This is a genomic window from Pelagibacterium halotolerans B2 (genome assembly GCF_000230555.1).
GTDB classification, from domain to species: Bacteria; Pseudomonadota; Alphaproteobacteria; order Rhizobiales; family Devosiaceae; genus Pelagibacterium; species Pelagibacterium halotolerans.
Genome location: NC_016078.1, coordinates 1,542,452 through 1,566,788 on the forward strand (window position 1 = coordinate 1,542,452; position 24,337 = coordinate 1,566,788).

Sequence of the window (24,337 nt, forward strand, 5' to 3'; positions counted from 1 at the left end):
ACGCTTGCGTAAAGGCGCACTATATCAGAATTTCATTATCCTTTTGCCATACATATTAGCAAATAATGCTAATTTGCACGACAATAATAGCAACAAGATCCCAAAACCGCTTTTGACTTCACATCGGAACCATTGCGTCTGGCCCCCGGAGCCTGCTTACGGTAAACCCGCGGCAATGCGATAGGGAGTTTCGGATGCAAAAAGCGATCAATCTCGGCCTTGCTGCTGCCGTGGCTCTGCTCGGCGCGGGGCTCGCTTACTCCATCGCAACCCGTCCCGAGCCCGGCTTGAGCCAGGCCGAAATCGAAGACCTGCTCGCCCGGGCCCCAGCTCAGCCCGCCGCGCAGTCCGAAGCTATCGACACCGCCGCCATTGGCCCCGTGATCGAAGACTACCTGCTTGCCAATCCGCGCCTGCTCGAGCGCATGTCGGTCGAGCTGGAAACCCAGATCCGCGCCGAGGAAGGCGAACGCGCCCGCATTGCACTCGCCGCGCTGGAAGACGAAATCTACAACGACCCCGCCAACATCGTCCTCGGCAATCCAGAGGGCGACGTAACGCTCGTCGAGATGTTCGATTACAATTGCGGCTATTGCCGCCAGGTCGTCGCCGATGTGATGTCGCTGGTCGAAGAAGATCCCAACCTGCGCGTCATCCTCAAGGAATTTCCCATTCTCTCGCAGAACTCTGTCGACGCGGCCCGCATCGCCATTCTGGTTGGCCGCGCCGATGTCGATTATCAGGATTTCCACACCGCGTTGTTTTCCGCACGCGGTCAGGTGGACACGCAAGCCGCCCTCGCCGCCGCCGAATCGCTGGGCCTCAGCCGCGTGTCGCTTGAATTGGAAATGACGGCGCCCGACGTCTCCGATGCGCTCCAGCGCACCTATACCATTGCCCAGGCCCTCGGCATTTCGGGCACTCCCACCTTCATCATCGGCGACGAAGTGATCCCCGGCGCCCTGCCCAAGGCCGATCTGGTCCGCCGCATCGAAGCCATGCGCGAGTGCGGGGCGACCGTTTGCGCCGACACCGGCCAGAATGGCTGACAATGACCGATTCAGGCCCGCCCGATCCGGCTCTCGAAAAACGCATCACCCGCACGGCGCGCTGCTTCGATGCAACGGGACGCCTGATGCGCTGGCCCTCCCGTCGCGCCGATCAGGAACTTGCGCTGTGGATCGTCTGGTCGCAATTGCCTGCCGATGGCCAGCTTTCCGAGCTTGAAGTCAACGCCATGCTGCGCACCTGGCATGACTACGAAGACTACGTCCTGCTCCGCCGCGAGTTGTGCGACCTCGATCTGCTGCGCCGCACGCCCGATGGCCGCATCTACCGCCGCGTCGCCCGTGAAATGCCCGCTGACGCCGCCGCCCTTCTCGCCCGCATCGCTTAGGGACGTTCCCTTTGCCTTTTCGGTGCATTTCGTATAACGCCAGCTTGAATTGCCGGCCCTGCTGGCCCAAAAAGCTCTAAAAAGGCGCGTTTGCCATCATTTGGCGCTTCGGACGCGACACGATAAGGCACATGGCAAAACGCGTATTGATCCTCAACGGACCGAACCTCAATCTCTTGGGCACGCGGGAAAAATCGATCTATGGCGGCGATACGCTGGCCGATATCGAGGCGATGTGCAGGGAAACCTGCGAAAAGCACGGTATGACCTGCGATTTCCGCCAGTCCAATCACGAAGGCGAACTGGTGGATTGGATTCAGTCGGCCCGCAAGACGGCCGATGCGATCGTCATCAACCCTGCCGCTTATTCCCACACTTCGGTAGCCATCCACGACGCCTTGCGCACGCTGGACAAGCCTATCCTCGAAGTGCATCTGTCAAACATTCACCAGCGTGAACCTTTTCGCCATCATTCCTACGTATCTGCAGTGGCAAAGGGCGTAATTTGCGGTCTGGGCCCAAGAGGCTATACGCTGGCCCTTGAGGCCATCGCCGAAATCCTGAATTGAGAAAGACCCGAAACGGGTCGGTGGAGACACGATAACAATGGCAAAGATCTCACAGGTCGATCAGGACCTCATCCGCACCATCGCCGAACTGGTCAACGAGGCCAACCTCGCCGAAATCGAACTCGAGCAGGATGACTTCCGCATCCGGGTGACCCGCACCTTTGCCAAGGAAGTCGTTCAGGTCGCGGCCCCTGGCTACGCCCCGGCAGCCCCCTCCGCTCCGGCGACACCGGCCGCCCCGGCAGCCTCCGCCGCCGCGACGCCCGCCGCCGCTTCACCCGAAGATCTGGCGGCCAGCCCCAACACCCTGACCTCCCCCATGGTCGGCACCGCCTATCTGGCCCCCGAACCCGGCGCCAAGGCCTTCGTTGAAGTGGGCACCAAGGTCTCCGAGGGCCAAACGGTCCTCATCATCGAAGCCATGAAGACCATGAACCAGATTCCGGCGCACAAATCGGGCACCATCACCCGCATTCTTGTCGATGATGCCTCGCCGGTCGAATACGGTGAACCCCTCGTCGTCATCGAGTAAGGCAGGCCCATGTTTTCCAAGGTCCTCATAGCCAATCGCGGCGAGATCGCCCTGCGCATCCTGCGCGCCTGCAAGGAACTCGGCATCCAGACGGTCGCCATTCACTCCCAGGCCGACGCCAATGCCATGCATGTGCGCCTTGCCGATGAAAGCGTATGCGTCGGCCCCAACTCGGCCCGCGACAGCTATCTCAACATCCCCTCGATCCTCGCTGCCTGCGAAATCACCGGCGCCGAGGCCGTCCATCCCGGCTATGGTTTCCTCTCGGAAAACGCCCGTTTCGCTCGCATTCTCCAAGAGCACAAGATCGCCTTCATCGGCCCCTCGGCGCATCACATCGAGATCATGGGCGACAAGATCCAGGCCAAAAAGACCGCCCTGGAGCTCGGCATCCCTTGCGTCCCGGGTTCTGCCGGTGCTGTAACCAGCGAGGCCGACGCGAAAAAGACCGCCGCGGAAATCGGCTACCCCGTCCTTATCAAGGCGGCAGCCGGCGGCGGTGGGCGCGGCATGAAGGTCGCCAAGTCCGAGGCCGAGCTCTCGATTGCCTTCTCTACGGCCCGCACCGAAGCCAAGGCGGCCTTTGGCGACGACGCCGTGTATATGGAAAAATACCTCGGCCAGCCGCGCCATATCGAAGTTCAGGTCATCGGCGATGGCCAGGGCAATGCCGTCCATCTGGGCACGCGTGACTGTTCGCTCCAGCGCCGTCACCAGAAAGTCTGGGAAGAGGCCTCCGCACCCACTGTACCGGCATCCGAACAGGCCGAGATCGGCGAGATTTGCGCCGCCGCCATGCGCAAGCTCAAATATTCGGGCGCGGGCACCATCGAGTTCCTCTACGAAAACGGTGAATTCTACTTCATCGAGATGAACACGCGCCTGCAGGTCGAACACCCTGTTACCGAGCGCATCACCAATTTCGATATCGTTTACGAGCAGATCCGCGTCGCCGCCGGCGAAAAGCTTTCGCTCAGGCAGCAGGACGTCGAGTTTTTCGGCCACGCCATCGAAGTGCGCATCAACGCCGAGGATCCCCAGACCTTCGCTCCCTCTCCGGGCCGCATTACCTACTACCATCCGGCGGGTGGCGTGGGGGTCCGCGTCGATGCCGCCGTCTATCAGGGCTATAACATACCGCCCTATTACGACAGCCTGATCGGCAAGCTGATCGTTCACGGCCGCACGCGCCCCGAATGCCTGCAGCGCCTCAACCGCGCGCTGGACGAATTTATCGTCGATGGCGTCAAGACAACCCTGCCCCTGTTCCGCAGGCTCATCAAGGAGCCCGACATTCAGGCCGGAAATTACGACATCCACTGGCTCGAGAAATTCCTCGAAGCCAACAAGGAATAACGGAAGGCGGGCCGCCGGAGTGCTTTCAGCAAAAGTGGCCCGCGCTTTTGCGATCCGAAAGCGCGACCGAAACAAACCGTGTGCAGATCGTTGTACGATCTGCACACAAGCGCTTTTCATTTTGCGATGACACGGAACGACCCTTTCGATATCGAACTGACGCCCGAGTTGATCCTGCGCGCCTATCGTGCCGGCATTTTCCCGATGTCCGAAAGCGCCGAAGATCCCGATATCTTCTGGGTCAGCCCCCAGATGCGCGGGGTCTTGCCGCTCGATGGATTCAAGGCATCGAAAAGCCTGCGCAAGTCCATGCGCAAAAGTGGCTTTTCGGTTGTCGTCGATCGCGACTTTCCCGGCATCATCGAAGGCTGCGCCACGGCAGGCAGTGACCGGCAATCGACCTGGATCAATCCCACGATCCGTGCGCTCTACGGTGAATTGTTTGCCATGGGCTATTGCCACACCGTCGAAGTCTATGACGGGGATGCACTGGTGGGCGGCCTTTATGGTCTCGCCATCGGTGGCGCTTTCTTTGGCGAATCCATGTTCCACAGGCGCACCGACGCGTCAAAGATCGCCCTCGCCCATCTTGTCGATCGGCTCCGGGTGGGCGGCTATGCGCTCCTCGACACCCAGTTCATCACCGACCATCTGGCGTCTCTGGGCGCCATCGAAATCCCCCGCGCCATCTACGAAATCCGCCTCTCGGGTGCCCTCAATATCGACGGCGACTTCTACGCGTGGGATAAGACAGGGTAGGTTGTGTGGACAGTTCGGTCAGGGTTGGCAGAAAACTGCCAATGCAGGCCACCATCAGCTAAATGTCGATTGGTCCTAGCGCTGGTCTGGCGGCGGCACGTCCGAAGTCTGCCGGCAATCGATCAGCCAGACGTCATAAACGGCATTGTCAATCGCGTTGAGCGCCGGAGAGTCGGCAAACATCCAGCCCGAAAACACCCGCTCCATGGTTGCCTGCAGCGAAACCTCGTCCACCTGCACGAAAGCCGAAACACTCTGCGCCTCGGTTGTCGGTCGCGAATAGCAGACCCGCGGCGTCAGTTGCAGCGATCCGAACTGCACCGTCTCATCGATATAGACATCGAAAATCGTGATCCGCCCGGTGATCTTGTCGAGCCCGGTAAACACGGCAACAGGATTGGAAATCGCCTGCGCATATGCAGGGATGACGCCCATGGTGAGCGACAGGACCAAGGCGCCGCCGACTGCAAGTTTTTTGATAACGCGAGGCTTCACGCAGCCAGAACCGCCCTATTCCGGCGACCAGGCATCGTAGTCGCCCGTCACGCGCGGACGCGATTGCGGCGTCAGGATCGACCCATCCGGGCGATAGGCCTGCGCCGTGCCGGTCATGTTGGGGATATGGGCCTTTTCCCACTCATGGGGCTTGTAGTTCGATTTGGACGGCGGCACATCGGTGCGCCGGTGCATCCAGCCGTGCCAGCCTGCCGGAATCGCCGACGCTTCCGCATAGCCATTATAGACGACCCAGCGGCGGCCATCCTTCTTGCCTTCGTAATAGACGTTCCCGAACTCGTCCTCGCCCACCTTGACACCGCGCAGGGCGGTGAAAATGCGGGTGGAAAGCGTCTGCTTGTTCCACCAGCCGAAAATTTCGAAGACGAACTGTTTAAAGCCGCTGTTTGCCACGTCCGATACCTTCACGCGTCACGATGAGTTGGCTTGGGCTTAGCACACATGATCGGGCCAGCCTAGAGAGTGCCATGATCGATTTCAGTCCCGTTGTTCACACAACATGCTGTGCATTTCCTGGGCGAACAAAAAAGCGCGATCCCGCTCCAAAAAAGCCGCTTGACAGGGATTTGTGAGTCTCGTGCGGGCCTCGGGCGCCTTCAGAGAGTGAGGTTTTTCCATCACTTAACCGCACTTCCCGAGACAACGCTTCATTAACCCTTGCTCACAGTTGCCTTGTGACACCCCAATGAACTTTGTGCAGCTTTTTGCACGTTTTCCTCGCTATCCACACCAAAAACCACTATATTTAGCGAATGCACATTCCATAGGCACAAGGGATAGTCGATTTCATGTGATTGACGGTTTGCCAAAGAATCGAAAACAGTCACATCAACGGGCCGATTCATGACCCGATCAAATCGACATTGTCGGCAACGGCAAGACGCTTGCAGGGGCGCAAAGCCAGCAGAGCGACCTTAGTTTGGGGATATAAGACGAATGCAGATAGAACGGCGCTTCACCACGGCTGGGCAATCGGCCTATGCCGGCATCGAATTCCGCTCGGCCACGAGCGAAATCCGCAACCCCGACGGGTCTGTGGTCTTCAAGCTCGAGGACATCGCTGTCCCCGCGCCCTGGAGCCAGGTCGCCGCCGACATCATCGCGCAGAAATATTTCCGCAAGGCCGGTGTCGCCAAGGTGCTCAAGAAGGTCGAGGAGAACGACGTTCCCTCATGGCTGTGGCGCTCGGTCCCCGACGAAAAGGCCCTCGCCAAGCTCCCCGAAGACGAGCGCTACGGCTCGGAAATGGATTCGCGCCAGGTCTTCAACCGCCTCGCCGGCACCTGGACCTACTGGGGCTGGAAAGGTGGCTATTTCACCTCCGAAGAGGATGCCCGCACCTTCTATGACGAGTTGTGCTACATGCTCGCCACCCAGCGCGTCGCCCCCAATTCCCCGCAATGGTTCAACACCGGCCTGCACTGGGCCTATGGCATCGATGGCCCCGGCCAGGGCCATTTCTATGTCGACCCCTTCACCCACAAGCTCGTCCAGTCCAAATCGGCCTATGAGCACCCCCAGCCCCACGCCTGCTTCATCCAGTCGGTCGATGACGATCTCGTCAACGAAAACGGCATCATGGACCTCTGGGTCCGCGAGGCGCGCCTGTTCAAGTATGGCTCTGGCACCGGCACCAATTTCTCGGCCCTGCGCGGCTCGGGCGAAAAGCTCTCGGGCGGCGGCAAGTCGTCCGGTCTTATGTCGTTCCTCAAGATCGGCGACCGCGCCGCCGGCGCCATCAAGTCGGGCGGCACCACCCGCCGCGCCGCCAAGATGGTGGTGATCGATATCGATCACCCCGATATCGAGGAATATATCAACTGGAAGGTCAAGGAAGAGCAGAAGGTCGCCGCGCTGGTCACTGGCTCGAAAACCGTCTCCAAACACCTCAAGCTCATCATGAAGGCTGCCGTCAATTGCGATGGCCACGGCGATGATTGCTTCGATCCCAATAAGAACCCCGCTCTCAAGCGCGAGGTCAAGGCCGCCAAAAAGGCTCTGGTCCCGGAAAACTACATCTTCCGCGTCATCCAGTTCGCCAGGCAGGGCTATACCGACATCGAATTCCCCATCTACGACACCGATTGGGATTCCGAAGCCTATCTGACCGTTTCGGGCCAGAACTCGAACAATTCGGTCCGCGTCACCGATGATTTCCTGCGCGCCGTCGAAGACGATGGCGACTGGAACCTCACCGCGCGTCAGTCCGGCAAGGTCACAAAGACCCTCAAAGCCCGCGATCTGTGGGAACAGGTCGGCTATGCCGCCTGGGCGTCCGCCGATCCCGGCATCCAGTACCACACCACCATCAACGAGTGGCACACCTCCCCCGAAGCCGGCCCGATCAACGCATCGAACCCGTGCTCGGAATATATGTTCCTCGACGACACCGCCTGTAATTTGGCGTCGATCAACCTGTTGCCCTATCGCGGCAAGGATGGTGTGTTCGCGACCGGCGATTACGAGCACACGGTGCGCCTGTGGACCCTCGTCCTCGAAGTCTCGGTGATGATGGCCCAGTTCCCCTCCAAGGCCATTGCAGAGCGCTCCTACCTCTACCGCACCCTCGGTCTGGGCTACGCCAATATCGGCGGCCTCCTGATGACTTCGGGCATCCCCTACGACAGCGACGAAGGCCGCGCCATTGCCGGTGCTTTGACCGCCATCATGACCGGCGTGTCCTACGCGACCTCCGCCGAAATCGCCTCCGAGCTCGGCGCGTTCAAGGATTACAAGCGCAACGCAAAACACATGCTGCGCGTCATCCGCAATCACCGCAACGCCGCTTACGGCAAGTCCGATGGCTACGAAGCCCTCTCGATCACGCCCGTCCCGCTCGACCACGCCGCCTGCCCCGATCGCAACCTGATCGACCGCGCGACCGCCGCCTGGGATCTGGCGCTCGAACTGGGTGAAAAGCACGGCTACCGCAACGCCCAGGTTTCCGTCATCGCCCCCACCGGCACCATCGGTCTGGTGATGGATTGCGACACCACCGGCATCGAGCCCGATTTCGCGCTGGTCAAGTTCAAAAAGCTCGCCGGTGGCGGCTACTTCAAGATCATCAACCGCGCCGTCCCCGCCGCCCTGCGCACGCTGGGCTATTCGGAAGACCAGATCGCCGAGATCGAGGCCTATGCCGTGGGTCATGGCAACATGAACCAGGCTCCGGGCATCAATCCGGCAACGCTTGCCACCAAGGGTTTCCCCGAGGACAAGATCGCCGCGCTCAACGCCGCGATGAAATCGGCCTTCGACATCAAGTTCGTCTTCAACCAGTGGACGCTGGGCGCTGATTTCCTTAAAGAACTCGGCGTCACCGACGCCCAGCTCACCGATCCCGCCTTCGAGCTTTTGCCCTTCCTTGGCTTTGCCAAAAAGGACATCGAGGCCGCCAACATCCATGTGTGCGGCGCCATGACGCTTGAAGGTGCGCCGTTCCTGAAAGACGAGCACCTGCCCGTCTTCGATTGCGCCACCCCCTGCGGCAAGATCGGCAAGCGTTACCTTTCGGTCGAATCCCACATCCGCATGATGGCCGCGGCTCAGCCCTTCATTTCGGGCGCGATCTCCAAGACCATCAACATGCCCAACGATGCGACCGTCGAGGATTCCAAGGAAGCCTACATGCTCTCCTGGAAGCTGGCGCTCAAGGCCAATGCGCTTTATCGCGATGGCTCGAAACTTTCCCAGCCGCTCAACTCCTCGCTCCTCGCCGATGACGACGAAGACGAGGACGATGTGGCCGAACTCGCCGCCGCCGCTCTGTCCGAACGCGTGCCCGCCGTTGCCGAGCGCATCGTCGAGCGCATCGTGGAAAAGACCGTCCGCAGCCGCGAAAAAATGCCCGATCGCCGCAAGGGTTACACCCAGAAGGCCATCGTCGGCGGCCACAAGGTCTATGTCCACACCGGCGAATACGCCGATGGCCGTCTGGGCGAAATCTTCATCGACATGCACAAGGAAGGCGCCGCCTTCCGCGCCATGATGAACAATTTCGCCATCGCGATTTCGATCGGCCTGCAATATGGCGTGCCGCTCGATGAGTTCGTCGAGGCCTTCACCTTCACCCGCTTCGAGCCCGCCGGTCTCGTCATGGGCAATGACCACATCAAGAACGCCACATCGATCCTCGATTACGTGTTCCGCGAGCTGGCCATTTCCTACCTCGACCGCACCGATCTGGCCCACGTCACCCCCGACGCCGGCGCCACCTCGATCGGCCAGGGCGTGTCCGAAGACAATCAGGTCAAGGACCGCGCAGCCCCCGCTCCGGTCCCCGCCGACAATTTCGTCTCCCGCGGCATGACCCGCGGCCGCGTCAAGGACAAAACCCTGATGCTCGTCGCCTCGTCCGACTACAAGGCGGCCAACCCCGTGCAAGCCATCCAGGCCCAGACGGTCACGGCTTTAAAGCAGGGCACCGCGCTCAAGACCGACCCCGAAGCAGAGGCCGAAGCCGCCGCCACCAAACTGGTCGACGAAGCCCAGGCCAAGGACACAACAACTCTCCGCCTCGAAGCCCAGATGAAGGGCTATGTGGGCGAGGCGTGTTCCGAGTGCCAGAACTTCACGCTGGTGCGGAACGGCACATGCTTGAAGTGCGACACGTGTGGAAGCACGACTGGGTGTAGTTGATCCCAGAAATCAGTAGTTGCCCGGCGATCCTTCGTCGGGCATCCTTTGCGTAGATAGATTATGGGCGAGTGGTTATGATCTAGGAGATCAAGATGCTTACTGACGACCAAATCGAATCGTTGGCAGAACAGTTTCGTATCGACGTCGCCATTGAGCACGACTTCATTCCCAATATGCTTGAAGTTCTCGATAAAATGAAACGTCAAGACATGATACTTGATGTTCAATTTTTCCCCGACGGTCAGTTTGGAATGTCAGAGGCGTACTACGCACCAGATAGTCGCACTATGCACTTAAGCCATACTTGCGCGAGCAACCAGATGCCACAGCATCGCTTTACCGTCGCTCATGAAATTGCGCATCTTCTCGCCGGTCATAAATTCACGAGACACAGACGCGTGGATCATGGGCAGCAGTTTGGCAGCGAGGTGAAAAAGAATGAGCGCGAAGCGGACAAGATTGCCGCAGCGATACTGGTGCCAGAAAAACTTGCAGACGTAGATATGTTGACCAGCGCCAGAACACTGGCAAACAGGTTCGGCGTTTCCCTTTCAATGGCGAATTACCGCCTTAAGACCCTGCAAGAACGTTATCGGATTCGGCATGGCATTCAGAGAAAGCCCTTGCCGCCGGTTAAGCTAGCACCTGATGGAAGCATTGTTTTGGCGGTCGCAGAAGAATTCGACACTGGCGATTATAACGCAGCGGCTAAAGAAATGGCTCGAAACGCCCGGCGATGGAATGGAGACTAAACTTAGCTCCCGTCATCCTCGGGCTTGACCCGGGGATCCGCACCGCTTCCACGCAGCACCTCAGACGTTTGGGCCCGGCCACCTAAAACGACCCCGCCACCTCCTCCCACAAATCGTCCCAGTGCGGATTGGCGTTCTCGATCAGCTCGAATTTCCACGCCTGCTGCCACTTCTTGAGCCGCTTTTCCATGTGGATGGCGTCGCGAATGTCGGCGTGCCCTTCGAACCACACCAGCCGGCGAATGCTGTAACTCCGCGCATGCCCGCCACCCTTGCTGTTGCGATGCTCGTAAACGCGGCGCACGAGGTTGTTCGTGACCCCGATATAGGTCGCACCGCGTCGCCGGTGTGCCATGATGTAAACGAACCCGCCCATGTTCAATTATGGCAACGGGGCCGTGGCAAGCGTCAAGATCGAAACATCTTGGGTGGGTCTCGAAAGGCAGCGGATCCCCGGGTCAAGCCCGAGGATGACGCGGTGAGTGGGGTAAGACCGTGGCCATAACCGGGCTGATGGCGCTGCAGTCACCTTTGCGCCGCATGATGTTCCAGCGACCCAATACCGCCAAAGACGACAAGATGTCGTCATAACGACGCCGGTTCACAACCGAAAGCTGGATGGCGTCGCCAGCCTCCCCGCCCCACCACCGTCATCCTCGGGCTTGACCCAGGGATCCGCACCGCTGCTGCGCAGCACCTCAGAAGTTCGGCCCCGAACGCCAAAACGACCCCGCCTCTTTCCCCGACCGCCACGCACCCGATTTGCGGCAGGAACGATGTCGGGGAAAGCCCTCCCAAAAATCTTATCCCCGCCCCCGGCCCCTCATGGCAATCTCCCCTCACGACCGCACCAGGGCGAGGTTGCAAACGAGCTTCCGGTGAGGGTGGGATTGGAGAAGGAGGAGCATGGGTCCGAGCCTTAGGACCACATCGGCCTCCGGGCGCTCCGGTTCCTTCCGACAGGTCGGTCCGGGTCCGATGGAGGTCGCTCCAGCGGAGGCCCAAAGCGGACGGATGGCCGGACGAGGAGTAAAATCCACGTCATACTCCCGAAAGGGAGAGGGGCACCGTGGAAACCATCTGCAAGGATGGCGTCCCGACAAACCCCAGCCCGAGACGCCGCCATAAGCCAAAAACCCCGGATGTGAACGGCGAAGCTGGCTTCGCACACAAACTACACTTCGGATGAAGCTTGCTTCGCCGTTCATCGCCCCTTCGGGCTTGCATTATAAACCGGGGCTTATGGCCGTCGGATGGTTTCGCGCGCCTACTCCTCGCGGAAGGCCCGGGCCGCCTGGTCGAGGAACGGCTTGACCAGATAGCTCAGGGCGGTCACTTCGGCCGTCTGGGCGAACACCTCCACCGGCATGCCGGGGATCAGCGTGACATCGCCCAGCTTGCCCACATCGTCGGTGATGGCGATTTCGCCAAGGTAGAACAACTCGCCCGTGCCGCTGTCGCGCTGGGCGGCCGCCGAAACGTGCACCACCTCCCCGGTCAACTCGGGGGTCGTGCGCTGGTTGAAGGCCGAAAAGCGCAGCTTGACCGGCTGGCCGACCGAGACCTGATCGACATCGACGATGCTGAGCCGGGTTTCGATCCTGAGATCCGCCGCATCGGGCACGATTGTCACAAGCGTCTGGGCGGGCGTGATGACGCCGCCGATCGTTGTGACGTTGAGTTCGTTGACGATTCCGGCGATGGGCGAGCGGATATCGACGCGATCGAGCCGATCCTCGGCTGCCAGCAGCCGCTCGGAGAGTTCGGTGATCTGCGCCTGGACCACGCGCAATTCGCGCTGGGCCTCGTTGCGGGCCGTCTCGTCGATGGCGATGATCTGCAGCCGCACCTCGCTCATGCGGCCTTCGGCCCGCGCCATGTTGGCCACGGCCTCCCCACGCTCGCCGGTCAGCCGCGCAAGTTCGCGGTTGATCGCATAGACCCGCGCGCCCTCGATCAGCCCGTTGGTGGCAAGCTCGTCAAGCCGCGCGTGCTCGGCACTCACCAGTTCGATTTCCGCGTCGAGCGCCTCCAGTTGCGCCTCAAGCCCCACGACCTCCTGGCCGAGTTGATCGAGCTGGAGGTCGAGTTGCTCCTTCTGGCGCGAGCGGGCCAGAAGATTGCCCACGAACAGCGTCGTCTCGCCGCCGATAATGGCCGAACGGGCCGGCCCCTCGGCGGCGAGCACTGTGGAAAAGTCGACCTGGCTCAGCCCGTCGCGCTCGGACAGCAGCCGGGCGGCGCGGCCCTGCAATTCATGGATCTGCGCAAGCACGATGGACCGCTCGGCCCGTGTTTCCACGTCGCTGAGCCGGATCAGCACGTCGCCCGCCGCAACGAAATCGCCCTCGCGCACCGCAATCTCGGCAACGATGCCCCCGTCGCGATGCTGCACTTCCTTGACGTGCTGGCTGACGGCAACCGTGCCGGGGGCGATGACCGCGCCGGTCAGGGTGGCCGTAGCGGCCCAGCCGCCGACCACACCAACCAGCAGGACCCCGAATACGACGCTGACGCCGATCCGCAGCCCCAGACTGTAGGTCGGGTCCCCGGTCTGCCTGCCGCCGCGCTGTTGCCGTCCGGCCAGTGATCCTGCATCGATACTCGTCATGATCAGCGCTCTCCCCGAGCCCTCTTGTCAAATGGTCGCGTGTTCGTAGAGATAGGGCTGGTGCTGGCCGTCGATGGCCACCACCAGATCGAATTCGCGATTGCCGCTGAAGTCGAACTCCAGAAGCGTTTGTTCGACGTTTTCGTCGATCTCGTATCGAATCCTCAGCCGCAGCCCGGTCGGATCCTCCTCGGCGTCTTCGCCGTGGAAATAATAGTCGAACCGGTTGTCCTCGCCGTCGCGCCAGGTGGTCGAAAATTCGTACTCGGCCACCAGGATGCGGTCGCCGACCAGAAAATCGAGAATGTCGTGAATGACCTGCGGCCGGTCCATGACCTGGGCGAGAGGAAGTCCGAACGAGAACGTGTCGTTGCCGGGCCCGCCGGTCAGCACCACCGCCTGGTCGCCGACATGGAACATGTCGTTGCCCGCACCGCCCAGCACCTCCTCGAACCCTGTAACGGTATCGTTGCCGATCTCGACACTCGATATCTGCCCGGTCTCGAGATTGACCGTGACCCCCACCGTGGTGTCGGAAAGATCGAGCTGGTCGGCCCCCTCGCCGCCGTCAAAAGTGTCATCGTCGGCATCGAGCGCGACCACGATCCGGTCGTCGCCCTCACCGCCCTCAACGGTGTCGCTTCCGGCCCCGTCATGGATTTCATCGTCTCCGCCGCCACCATGCAGTGCCTCGGACGCCGCATCGCCGGCAATCAGATCGTCGCCCGATCCACCGATGACGATTTCGAAGTTGGCAACTTTGTCCTCGCCGATCTCCTCGCCCTGGGCGCTCTGCTCCTCAAGGTCCACCAGAACGGGCTTGGTTGCCACCGAAAGATCGAGCGTGTCGCTGCCCGCGCCGCCGTCAAAGACGTCGGGGGCCGCATCCGCCGAAACAATGATTGTATCGTCACCGGCATCGCCGAGCATCTTGTCGGCCCCTGCCCCGTCGCCGAGCAAATCGTTACCGGCTCCGCCGGAAATGAAATCGTCGCCCGCCCCGCCAAACAACCGGTCATTCCCGTGCTCGCCAAGGATCGTATCGTCACCATCCTCGCCGAAAATCTGGTCATCGCCGCCACCGCCACTCAGGATATCGTTACCTGGCCCGCCGAAAATCCTGTCATTGCCAAGGCCGCCATAGACATGGTCGTGGCCGGCACCGGCAACGATAAGATCGTCCCCTGCTCCGCCGAAGACAATGTCATCACCGCCGCGTGCGTCGATCAGGTCGTTGCCGCCGCGTGCATCGATCGCATCGGCAAGGTTTGCGCCGACAAGGTGGTCCAGTTGATCTGTACCTACCATGTCGCCTTCCCGCTCCAGCCGGAAGGACGCCGTATGGTCAATAACAGCGGCCCCATCGCTCACCTTAAAGCGTATGACGACCTCGGAATCCGGTGTCTGGGCGTGACTGGAATACACCCAGGCCTCCCCGTTCCACCCGATCGAACCGGTGGAAACCCGCAGATTGCTGACCTCGAGATTGTCACCGTCCGGATCGACGACGTTGGCGAGAAGCTGATCGAGCCCGATCAGCGCGGCCGCGCCGGCCACCACATCGTTTAGCCGGACCGGCCCACTGGCTTCAGGCGCCCTGTTGCGACGGATGTCGGTCGGCGGCTCTTCAGGTCTGGCCTGGCCGGGCACGAGCCGCGTGGGTGGCACCAAACCGTCCGATGTCCGCAGGGGAGCCGGGATATCGGGTATCGCCGTCTGCTCCGTTGGTTCGGCCATCGACCCCAGGGTGGAAAAATCAATTGTCGATGAGTCCGCCAGCTCGAAGCGTGGCCCGGGAAATCCCACGACATTGCCAACCCGCAACGGAAAGTCCTGCGGCAGAGGCGGCGCCAGATGTTCCGCGGCTTCGCCATTGCCCGCCTTCTTGCGATAGTCGTCAAGCTTGTCGGGCGGGTTCGCAATCACCGGCGCGGCAGTCTGGTCTTCGTCACGCTCCGGTGCCGGCGTGTCGATCGTCTGGGCGGCATGCGCCGGGGCCAGAGCAAGCTTGAGATAGGCTACAATCCCGGTCACCATCAGGCCGAACAGCATCGGGATCCTGTTCAACCCCTGTGCCTCGGCGAACGCATAACGATCGCTCGCAGCGGTGCCCTCGGCTTCGGGCTGGCGCGCGCCTTTTGCCCCGATCATGCTGTCACCTCCCTTGATTGTCGCTCGGCCACGGATGTGACGCGATGCGGTGCGAGAATTTCCTCCTTGGGTCCGAAAGCGGTCATCCGGCCATTCTGTATGACCGCCACGAGATCGACCGCCGCAAGGGCGCTGGGCCGGTGGGCCACGACAATGGCGATGCCCCCACGCTGGCGGATACCTCGGATCGCCTCGGTCAGCGCCGCCTCGCCTTCACCGTCCAGGTTGGAGTTGGGCTCGTCCATGATGACAAGGAAGGGATCGCCATAAAGCGCCCGCGCCAGTCCGATACGCTGGCGCTGTCCCGCAGAAAGTGTATCGCCGTGCGGGCCCAGTTGCGTGTCGTACCCATTATCGAGCCGCACGATCATCTCATGAACCCCGGCTGCCTTGGCGGCCCGGACAATCCCGGCGCTATCATGCCGTGTGCTGAACCTTGAGATATTTTGCTCTATTGTGGCATTGAGCAGGGCAACGTCCTGGGGCAGATAGCCAACGTAGTCGCCGAGCTTTTCGTCCGGCCACTGGCTGAGGTCGGCATCGTCGAGACGCACGGCGCCACGCAAGGGCGGCCATATGCCGGCGAGCGCTCGAACGAGCGTTGTCTTGCCGCCGGCGCTCGGCCCGATGACCCCGAGCGCCTGTCCGGCCTTGAGTTCGAACGCCACATCGGTCAACAGAATCCGGCCCGAGCCGGGGGCCGCCACGGTCAGCATTTCAACCCGCAACGCCGAAGCGGGCGGCGGCAGCTCCATTGGCGGCTTGGCCTCGCCAAGGGCAATCATGGTGTCTCGCAGCCGCTTGAAGGCGTTGCGCGCCGACACGACATTTTTCCAGTTCCCGATGGCCAGATCGACAGGTGCCAATGCCCTTGTCGCAGCGACGGAAGAGGCAATGATCGCGCCCGCCGAGAGATCGCCCTGGATCGTCAGATAGGCGCCCAGGCCGAGGATCGCCGATTGCAGCAGCATCCGCAGCACCCGCGAAATGGCGCCCAGTGTTCCCACGACGTCGTTGGCCTTGGTCTGCAGTTTCAAATGTTCGCTATTGGCTGTCCGGAAATTCTCGATGGCCCGCGCGGCAAATCCCATGGCTTTTAGGATCTCGGCATTGCGTGCATTGGAGTCGGCAATGGCGTTGCGATTTATCATCGCCTGCTGGGTGGCATTGGCCAGACGGCGCGAAAGCAGTTCGCCGAGGATGGCAAGAAACACCAGGACCACCACCCCGCCCAGCGTCAGGGCGCCAAGCAGCGGGTGCAGGAGATAGACGAAAAGGACGTAAACCGGCATCCACGGCATGTCGAACAGCGCCATGGGCCCCTGACTTCCAAGGAACGCCCGCAGGTTATCGACATCGCGGCCCCGCTCCAGAGATTCAGATGTGGAAAAGCCAAATCGCGGCATGTCGATGGCGACCTGATGGGCCAGCGGGGCAAACTTTCGATCGAGCCTGGCACCCACCCTCACAAGAACCTGAGAACGCACGATGTCGAACAGGCCCTGGAACAGATAGAGACCGACCGCCAGCGCGGAGAGCGCCAGCAGGGTTGGCACGCTGCCGCTGGTGAGGGCCCGATCGTAGATCTGAAGCATGTAGAAGGCGCCCGTGAGCGCCAATATGTTGATGAGCCCGGAAACCGTGAAGAGGTAGATGGTGATGCCGCGAAATTCTTGCTTGATCAGGTCGGCGACACGGCGCTCTGACAAGGCCCTGGCGTTGGATGTACGCATCTTTCAATAGTCCTTCGACCCACAGGGAAAAATGGCGCGGCAGTCCTGGTAAGAACCGCCGCGCATCGGCCTAGAGCGAGAAGTCGGTGCTCACGAGCTCATGGGTTCCCTTGAGGCTGATCTTGAAGTCGGCCTCCTCGCCGTTACCCACATTGCCTTCGACGACCGTGTAGTCACCGTCCGCTCGGGTCTCATGGGTCACCAGCAACTGGCCGACCCCGGCTGTCTGCGCACCATTGACCAGGGTGAAGGTCTGGTTTCCGGCCGTACCGGTATCCGCGTCGATGGCGCTGAGATCGAGCTTGTCGCCGGCTTCGAAGCCGATGATCGTATCGCCATTGGCGGCAGCGGCGGAGCCGAAGACAAAGGTGTCGTTACCGGTGCCGCCGTCGATGACGTTGGCGGTCTCGCTGGCGGTAATGGTGTCGTTGCCGGCCCCGGTAACGACGTTCTCGATGCCCCAGAGCGTGTCCGAGCCGGACACCGCGCTCATGGCACTCCCATAACCGCCGACACCATCCCCCAAATTTACCGTAACGCCGGACGATATCGAGGACATGTCGAGCGTGTCGGTTCCGGTGCCACCGTTGATCTCGTCACCGAAATAGGAGTCGTCGCCGTCTCCTGCCGCAGCCACGATGCGGTCGTCACCCGCGCCGGCGACAACTGTGTCGTTTCCGGCACCACCGTTGATGAGATCATCTCCGGCATCGCCGAAAATGCGGTCGTCGCCATCGTCGCCGTAGAGAAGATCGGCATCGTCACCGCCCAGGACCGTGTCGTTCCCGGCGCCGCCGAATACCATGTCCTCTCCGGCCCAGGCCGCGATGAAGTCGGCTCCTTCTCCGCCAAGCAGCACGTCGGCCCCGGCCAGTCCGACAATCACGTCGTCGCCGCTGAAGCCGATCAGATGGTCGGCAGTATCCGTGCCTGTCAGAACGTCGTTCTGGCTGGTGCCGATCGTTGGTACCGCGGCCAGGGCGCCGTCGTCAGCATCGCCGGCGAGGTCTTCCTCCTCGGCATCATCGGCAGCTCCGCCGATTTGAGGCGACTGACCCGCAGCGGGGGTATAGCTGACCGAGTGGGTGCCGTTGCTCATCGTAACGACACCGTTTTCGTCTTGTGTCGTTACATAGTCCGCAAGCACCGCCCCCGACGGAAATTCTATGACGTCCTGGTCGCGCAGGGCGCCAATAATGGTGTCCTGCCCGCCATTGGATTTGAACACGATACGGTGCGCCGAGCCGAGCGAGGTAATATCGATCGTATCATTGCCCGTCGAGCCATCGATAGTGATGGTATTCATGTTGAGACTGGTTTCGGTGAAGTCGCCGAACACTGCGATCGTATCGCCGCTGTCGACGCCGCCACCGGCCCCGCCGGGTGACGACACCGTCAGCGTGTTGACCACCAGCTCCTCGATTTCCGTAAGTTGAGCTATGATCACCGCCGCACCAACGCCAACAGCCCTGGTAATGACGATCTCGGCATTGCCGGTGTAGCCGATATTGGCGATGGCCGCGTTCCGGGTGTAGATGTTGAACGTTTCCGTGCCGGCACCGCCGGTGATCTGGAACACGTCGCCGCCGGCGCCTTCCGTTCCGCCATTGACGACATCGCTGCCGCTGCCGGGAGCCCAGACGATTATATCGTCGCCGGCCCCGCCATGGACGCCGTCATTGCCACCAACACCGTTGATGGTGTCGTCGCCATCGAAGCCCAGCAGGATTTGCGCCCCACCAGCACCGACCAACGGATTGTCGGCATTGTTGGTGCCGTTGACGATTGTGAAGACCTGCCCGCCGAAGTTCAGGCGTTCGACATTGGTAATAGTATCGACACCATCGGTTCCAACGGTATCGGTAACAACGATCCCTCCCGTTCCGTTGAGCGCAATATCGTAATCACCCAGCGATCCGGAGAAGAAGGCGGTATCGATGCCGTCGCCGCCATCGATTGTATCGTCTCCCTCGCCCCCGATCAGCCAGTCGTTGCCGACTTCGCCGCTCATTGTGTCGTTGCCGGAACCGCCGTCCAGAATATCCTGACCGACATCGCCTTCCAAAATGTCATCGCCAAGGCCGCCCGACATCTGGTCGGCACCGGCACCACCGTCCATGGTATCGTTGCCATCGCCACCGTCCATGATGTCGCCGTTCCCGCCGCCATTCATGGTGTCGTTGCCGTCGCCGCCATTCATGGTATCCGCACCGAGATCGCCGTCCATGACGTCGTCGCCCAGCCCGCCGGACATCTGATCGTTGCCGGCACCGCCAATCATGGTGTCGTTGCCCTCGCCACCATCCATGATGTCGCCGTTCCCGCCGCCATTCATGATGTCGTTGCCGTCGCCACCATCCATCGTGTCGATGCCGTCGCCGCCGGCCAAGGTATCATCGCCGGCACCACCCGAGATCGTATCGTTACCTGAGCCACCATCGATCAAGTCATTGCCATCCTCACCCGAAAGCGTGTCGTGCCCGCCTAATCCATACGCATGATCCTCGCCGGCAGTACCACCGAACGTATTGGCCGAGGAGGTGCCGTTGAAGAAGGCGCCCACCACGCTCGTCGGTTCCGAAATAACCGTTTCGAGTGTGCCGAGTCCGTCGGTAAAGGTCACAACGAGACGCAACTGCATGTTGATCTGGCCGGCCGTCGGCGTGAAGGAGTCGGTAGTCGCACCTCCAATATCGTTCCAGGTCGTTCCATCCAGAGATGACTGCCACTGGAACGAGAAGACGCCGAGCCCATTGAGATCATCGATACTCGACGTGTCAGCCGTGAGGTTCATTGTCTGCGTCGGCGTCGTATCGCTGATTACCGGTGCACCGGTCGCCGCGACGGCGAGAGAGAAGTCCTGATCGGCAAAGCGCAGGATTTCGACATGTCTCAGCGTGTCTGTGCCATCGGACTCAAGCCCGTCCGTAACATCGACATGCGTAACCGTAATGGTGCCGTCGGGATTGAAGTCGATGTCATAGTTCTCCATCACGTCGCCAAAGACCGCGACGTCGAGATCGTTCGACCCGTCGGCCTGCCGAATGGTGCGGACGATCGAGAGTTGGCCCGGGTTGAGTTCACCCGAGAACATTCTCTGAGCGAGCGTCGTCATCGAGTTGTGCAACTCCAACGGCTCTCCGGTATGATCGGTATCGCCGATGTCAAAGACGCCGATCTGCACGTCGAGCCATTTGTCGCCATCGATGATATCGTCGCCCATCTGGCCCATCATGATGTCGCTGCCGTCGCCGCCCAGGATGATGTCACCGGCGCTGTATTCGGTCACACCGGCACCCAGAACGTCCTGGAGCCCGGAAATCAGGGCAATGGATTCAGCGTCGATTGCGCTGCCGAGATATCCTTCGAGCCCGCCCATCGGGTCCGCGTTGGGATCTGCGGGAACACGGTCCTCGGCCAGCACATTGGTCCCGGTCAGAACGTCGTCATGAGCCGAGCCCGATAGCCCTTCGACCGACTGATATTCATCGAGGGCCGCATTTCCGGGTATCGTGGGCGCTTCATCGAAGATGATCGGAAGCGAAAGATCGGCATCTACAGCCAGAGTGCTGTCCTTGTAGGTCGCCCAGTCCCAGCCGGACATTCCGGCCATTTTGCCACGACCAGGGCTCCCCACGAAGATGTCGTCGCCACCTTCGCCGATGAATTCGTCAAACCCGCCATCGCCCAGGAACACGTCGTGCCCGTCGATGCCGTCATGGGCGAATATCTCGTCGAAATTGTCGCCGGGCGCGCCGTCGAACGTGCCCGTTTCGATCCAGTCATTGCCCTCGTTGCCGAGAATGCGTTCGGCGTTCTTGTTGCCGTAGATGAAGTCGTTGCCTTCGCCGGCAAAGACCTCCGAACCCTCATCCGTGCCCAGGAACACGAAGTCCTGGCCGGATCCGGCAAGCACCAGATCGAGACCCGGCCCGGCGTGAATGACATCATTGCCGGCACCGCCCTTGATGTTGTCATCGCCACCGCTGTCGGTGATGATGTCGTCACCATCGCCGCCGTTGATGATGTCGTTGCCGAACCCGCCTTCCAGCAGGTCGTCGCCGCCATCCCCGTAGAGCGTATCGTCACCGATACCACCGATGATGATATCGTCTCCGCTCGGATTGAACCCATTTCCGGGATCGGTGCCGCCAAGCACGACGTGGTCACCGCCCGTGTAGCGCAGATAGTTCGTGTCGGCGCCGGGGGTGGCGGGATTGTTGCGAACGACAAGCGGCGTAAGGATGCCCCCGCCCGCCGGGTCCGCGTTGGTGTCAACGACATCGTCGAGGCTTTCGTCCACACCGACGGTCGCCGGATCGTCACCCAGAACGCCGTCGTCGCCGGGCAGATATACGCCGGTATCGGGGTTGAACTGCCGCGACTGATCGACCTCGAGGATGAATCCCGGCGTCGAAAAGACATCCGAAGGCAGGTGCGCCGCATCGGTGTTGCGCATGATCATGCCGGCAAACGAGTTGTTTTCCATCTCGCCGAACAGATGCAGGCCATCGAGGCGTTGCAGATAATAGAAGCGATCCCCGCTCTGCAGATTTTCCATCTGCACTTCGAAGACGAAATTGAACGTAGCGCCGAGCATGCCACCGAACGGCATGATCTCTTCAGCTAGGCCGCCGATCCACAGATCGACATTCTCCAGGCCACCGAGGTCATCGGCGTATTCGCCCTGCCCATTGAGGAAATCGAGGGCATCCACTGGCGGCGCAATCATACGATCGACAACGCCATCGCCGTTGTCGTCGACACCTTGCTCGGTGCCGAAGATAATCGCCATGGAGGCTGCGCGCTTGCCTTCGACCGTGCTTTCACCGGTTATCAGCGCATGCGTGCCGTAAGCGGCAATGAAGTTGATGATCGACGCTTCGTGCTTGAGGTGACCTGCATAATCGACCCAGCTTTCATAGGGTTTCAATCGCACGTCCTGGTTGGTCGCCTCATAGAAGCTGCGGCGGGCCTCGTTGAGAGAGGGCACGCCCGTATCACGCCCGCGTGTCAGGTTGATTGTCGCAAGATCGAGCGGCAGGCCAAGGAGGTTGTTGCGCAGCGCGCTGGTCACGAACTCGTCGATTTCGTTGCCGACCTGTCGGGTCATGCCGCGAATGACCGCGCCGGCCGCAACCTCGTCCAGAATCGTGGAGCCCGGCCCTGTGAACGCCGTGGGATTGAGGAAGCCCTGGATCAGGCTGATATGATTTGGCACGAATTCAGGGCTGTACTGATCGATCGATTCCGTAAGCATCGAATGACCGAACCGGTAAACGACATGCGCGAACTCGGCCACGATCGAGGGATCGAGCGTGATGTCGAACCCGTCGGGCACGAGGAACGTGTTGATCGTCGGCTGTACCTTGCGGGCAAACTCCTCGAACACCAGGTGCTGATATTGCATTTCGGTGCCGAACTTGGCCGCCTGGAATATCCGCTCGCCATTCCATGCGAGCCCATCCGGAGAGGCCGGAACCGCACCGACCGGATCGGTCAGCCATTCGTTTATGAAGTCGAGATCGCCAGTGGCGATCACCATCTCCTTGGTGTGCTCGACAAGGCGGTTATGCTCGGCATGAAAGACGTGGTGAACCGCCGTCAGGCCAACATTCTCGTTGGCGCGGCCATCACCCGCGATAAAGTGCGCGTCCAGCAACTCGTCGTCATAGAACCCGTCCTCGGGAATGTTCCCGCCAATCTCGGTATCGCCGTCCTCGAGCCCGTCAGGCACGGCCGTATGGGCGATGTCGACGAGAAATCCGTGATTGGTGCGGACCGCGCCCACTGCTGTGGGATCGACAGGCACCCCGATATTTCCCTCCACGACAATATCGTCGCCGGTGTTGGGTATGCCGTCCGCACCAACGCCGACGACCAGTTGTGGCAGGCCGTTGAGGCCGGGAATAAAATTGCCGTAAGGGTCGGTGCGAACCAGCGGCACACTCCCTACGTCGAGATCGGTCAATTGAATGCCGAGGATATTTGCTGCTTGTGCCTTGACCTCGCCCCATGTGGCCATGCCACCGTTTGCGCCTTCGATCAGCCTGCCTGTGGCAATCGGACCATTGGGTCCTGCTTCGTATTCACGCAGGAACACCTGATGGGAGGGATGGGAGGTATAGGTCTGGTTCTGGTCCACAAATGGGGTCGTCGTGTTGATGGGCCGCACATTGTCTGCGGACTCATCGACCGCCGTCGACGGATCATCGACCATGATCCCGTCGGGCCCTGGTCCCGTTGTTGCGCGGGTCAGCACCATGAAGTTTGTGGAACTGCCCTCGACATAGAGCGGATCGTCAGGCTGCAGCGGGATCATCACGGTGCCGCTGCCACCCTTGTTGACCAGATCGAGGCCGTGGTCGAAGAATTGACCGAACAGCGTGAACCAGGAATTGAAGGGTGCCGACAGACCCTCGTCGGGCGCGACGTTGGGGATATGCAGGTTTGCACCATCCATCGCAATGCCGTTGGCGTCGAGCAATTCGTTCAGCCCGCCGGGCACGCTGGCCGCCGCGTCGAGAGCGGCTTGCGCGTTGGCCAAGTCGAGCGCTGCATCCTCGGCAGCCTGCTGAAGCAGCAGATTGCCGGGATTGGCCGCAGCCGCGGCTGCGGCCGATGCCTCCACCCGCGCCGCCTCGGCGACATCGATGAACAATGGGCGCAACGGCGCATAGGCGGCCGAAATCTGCTGGGTGATGACCAGCCCCGGATCGTCCACGCCAGCAGCCTCCAGCGCCGTGAGAATGGCTGCGGGATTGCCGAGCGTCTGGTCGACGATCAGGTTGGAGATGATGCGGACGGAGGGATCAATGACGTCACCAGGCGTAGCGTTCGGCCCCGGTCCGTCCGCATCGACACCCGGCGTATAGGTCATCTCGAACGGTATCGGCGCCATCGGCCCCGGCCCGTCGAAATCGACCATCGCCGTCACGGTTCGATATTGCGGCTCCATCAACTCGGGAAATTCCCGATCCGCCGATCCCCACAATTCCTGGCCCGGAAGCAGATGGTTGTAGGTCCCGTCGACGGTGCGCAGCCCCCAGGCGATATTATAGGCCGGAATTGACGCGGGATTGGCGTTCAGGCTCTCCCCGAACAGCGGCGCGCCCTCGGCCCCCTCCGTTTCCAGGTAGAGGGCGTGGGCTTCGGAAATCTTGATCTGTTTGAGGATGAATTCCAGATCGCTCTTGATATAGGTAACCATGATCGCTCTCCGTTAGCGGCCGAACAGCCATTCGCATGATGCCCCCGGCCGGCATGGCGCAGGTGACACGATAATCCGAGGCTGCTAGTGTCGCGTGGGATTGCAATCGGCGTA

The 24,337-nt window shown here is 61.1% G+C and carries 15 protein-coding genes; 8 read left to right on the forward strand and 7 right to left on the reverse strand.

The features are described from left to right. The first annotated feature begins 194 nt into the window (after positions 1–194). The 6 genes from KKY_RS07505 (at position 195) to aat (ending at position 4,612) form a co-directional block, all read left to right on the forward strand. Entirely contained in the window at positions 195–1,049 is an 855-nt protein-coding gene (locus KKY_RS07505) for a DsbA family protein (RefSeq protein ID WP_014130716.1), read from the forward strand. Between the two features lie 2 nt (positions 1,050–1,051). Then, positions 1,052–1,396: a DUF2087 domain-containing protein gene (locus KKY_RS07510; protein WP_014130717.1), complete on the forward strand. Its 345-nt coding sequence runs from the start codon at positions 1,052–1,054 to the stop codon at positions 1,394–1,396. Positions 1,397–1,527: 131 nt separating this feature from the next. Then, complete coding sequence (gene aroQ, locus KKY_RS07515; RefSeq protein WP_014130718.1) at positions 1,528–1,965, forward strand: type II 3-dehydroquinate dehydratase; 438 nt, start codon at positions 1,528–1,530, stop codon at positions 1,963–1,965. Positions 1,966–2,002: 37 nt separating this feature from the next. Continuing rightward, positions 2,003–2,497, forward strand: a complete 495-nt coding sequence (gene accB / locus KKY_RS07520) for an acetyl-CoA carboxylase biotin carboxyl carrier protein (RefSeq protein ID WP_014130719.1) — start codon at positions 2,003–2,005, stop codon at positions 2,495–2,497. 9 nt (positions 2,498–2,506) lie between these two features. Continuing rightward, positions 2,507–3,853 carry an acetyl-CoA carboxylase biotin carboxylase subunit gene (accC, locus tag KKY_RS07525; RefSeq protein ID WP_014130720.1) on the forward strand — a complete coding sequence of 449 codons (1,347 nt, stop codon included), beginning with the start codon at positions 2,507–2,509 and terminating at the stop codon, positions 3,851–3,853. A gap of 126 nt (positions 3,854–3,979) precedes the next feature. Beyond that, complete coding sequence (aat, locus tag KKY_RS07530) at positions 3,980–4,612, forward strand: leucyl/phenylalanyl-tRNA--protein transferase (RefSeq protein WP_041528648.1); 633 nt, start codon at positions 3,980–3,982, stop codon at positions 4,610–4,612. Positions 4,613–4,687: 75 nt separating this feature from the next. Here aat and KKY_RS07535 read toward each other — a convergent pair whose 3' ends face one another. Further along, the gene (locus tag KKY_RS07535; RefSeq protein ID WP_014130722.1) at positions 4,688–5,107 is read right to left on the reverse strand and encodes a DUF2155 domain-containing protein; all 420 of its coding nucleotides are present in this window, start codon (positions 5,105–5,107) and stop codon (positions 4,688–4,690) included. Between the two features lie 15 nt (positions 5,108–5,122). Further along, positions 5,123–5,521: an NADH:ubiquinone oxidoreductase subunit NDUFA12 gene (locus tag KKY_RS07540; RefSeq protein ID WP_014130723.1), complete on the reverse strand. Its 399-nt coding sequence runs from the start codon at positions 5,519–5,521 to the stop codon at positions 5,123–5,125. Between the two features lie 543 nt (positions 5,522–6,064). On the opposite strand from KKY_RS07540, the gene KKY_RS07545 reads away from it, so the two are divergent. Then, complete coding sequence (locus tag KKY_RS07545) at positions 6,065–9,766, forward strand: vitamin B12-dependent ribonucleotide reductase (protein WP_014130724.1); 3,702 nt, start codon at positions 6,065–6,067, stop codon at positions 9,764–9,766. 92 nt (positions 9,767–9,858) lie between these two features. After that, positions 9,859–10,518, forward strand: coding sequence for an ImmA/IrrE family metallo-endopeptidase (locus KKY_RS07550; protein ID WP_014130725.1), 660 nt, complete (start codon positions 9,859–9,861; stop codon positions 10,516–10,518). Between the two features lie 82 nt (positions 10,519–10,600). Here KKY_RS07550 and KKY_RS07555 read toward each other — a convergent pair whose 3' ends face one another. From KKY_RS07555 to KKY_RS07575, 5 genes are all read right to left on the reverse strand, one after another. Next, positions 10,601–10,894 (reverse strand): GIY-YIG nuclease family protein, encoded by a 294-nt coding sequence (locus tag KKY_RS07555; protein ID WP_014130726.1) that lies wholly within the window; start codon positions 10,892–10,894, stop codon positions 10,601–10,603. An 891-nt stretch (positions 10,895–11,785) separates the two neighbouring features. Next, on the reverse strand, positions 11,786–13,129 hold the full coding sequence (locus KKY_RS07560) for an HlyD family type I secretion periplasmic adaptor subunit (RefSeq protein ID WP_014130727.1): 1,344 nt from the start codon (positions 13,127–13,129) through the stop codon (positions 11,786–11,788). A gap of 27 nt (positions 13,130–13,156) precedes the next feature. Next, a complete protein-coding gene (locus tag KKY_RS19550) occupies positions 13,157–15,280 on the reverse strand; it encodes a calcium-binding protein (RefSeq protein WP_014130728.1) in 2,124 nt (707 codons plus the stop codon). Beyond that, positions 15,277–17,013 carry a type I secretion system permease/ATPase gene (locus KKY_RS07570; protein WP_014130729.1) on the reverse strand — a complete coding sequence of 579 codons (1,737 nt, stop codon included), beginning with the start codon at positions 17,011–17,013 and terminating at the stop codon, positions 15,277–15,279. Before KKY_RS07570 ends, KKY_RS19550 begins: the two co-directional genes overlap by 4 nt. A gap of 70 nt (positions 17,014–17,083) precedes the next feature. Continuing rightward, a complete protein-coding gene (locus tag KKY_RS07575; protein WP_014130730.1) occupies positions 17,084–24,223 on the reverse strand; it encodes a peroxidase family protein in 7,140 nt (2,379 codons plus the stop codon). Positions 24,224–24,337: the final 114 nt, after the last annotated feature.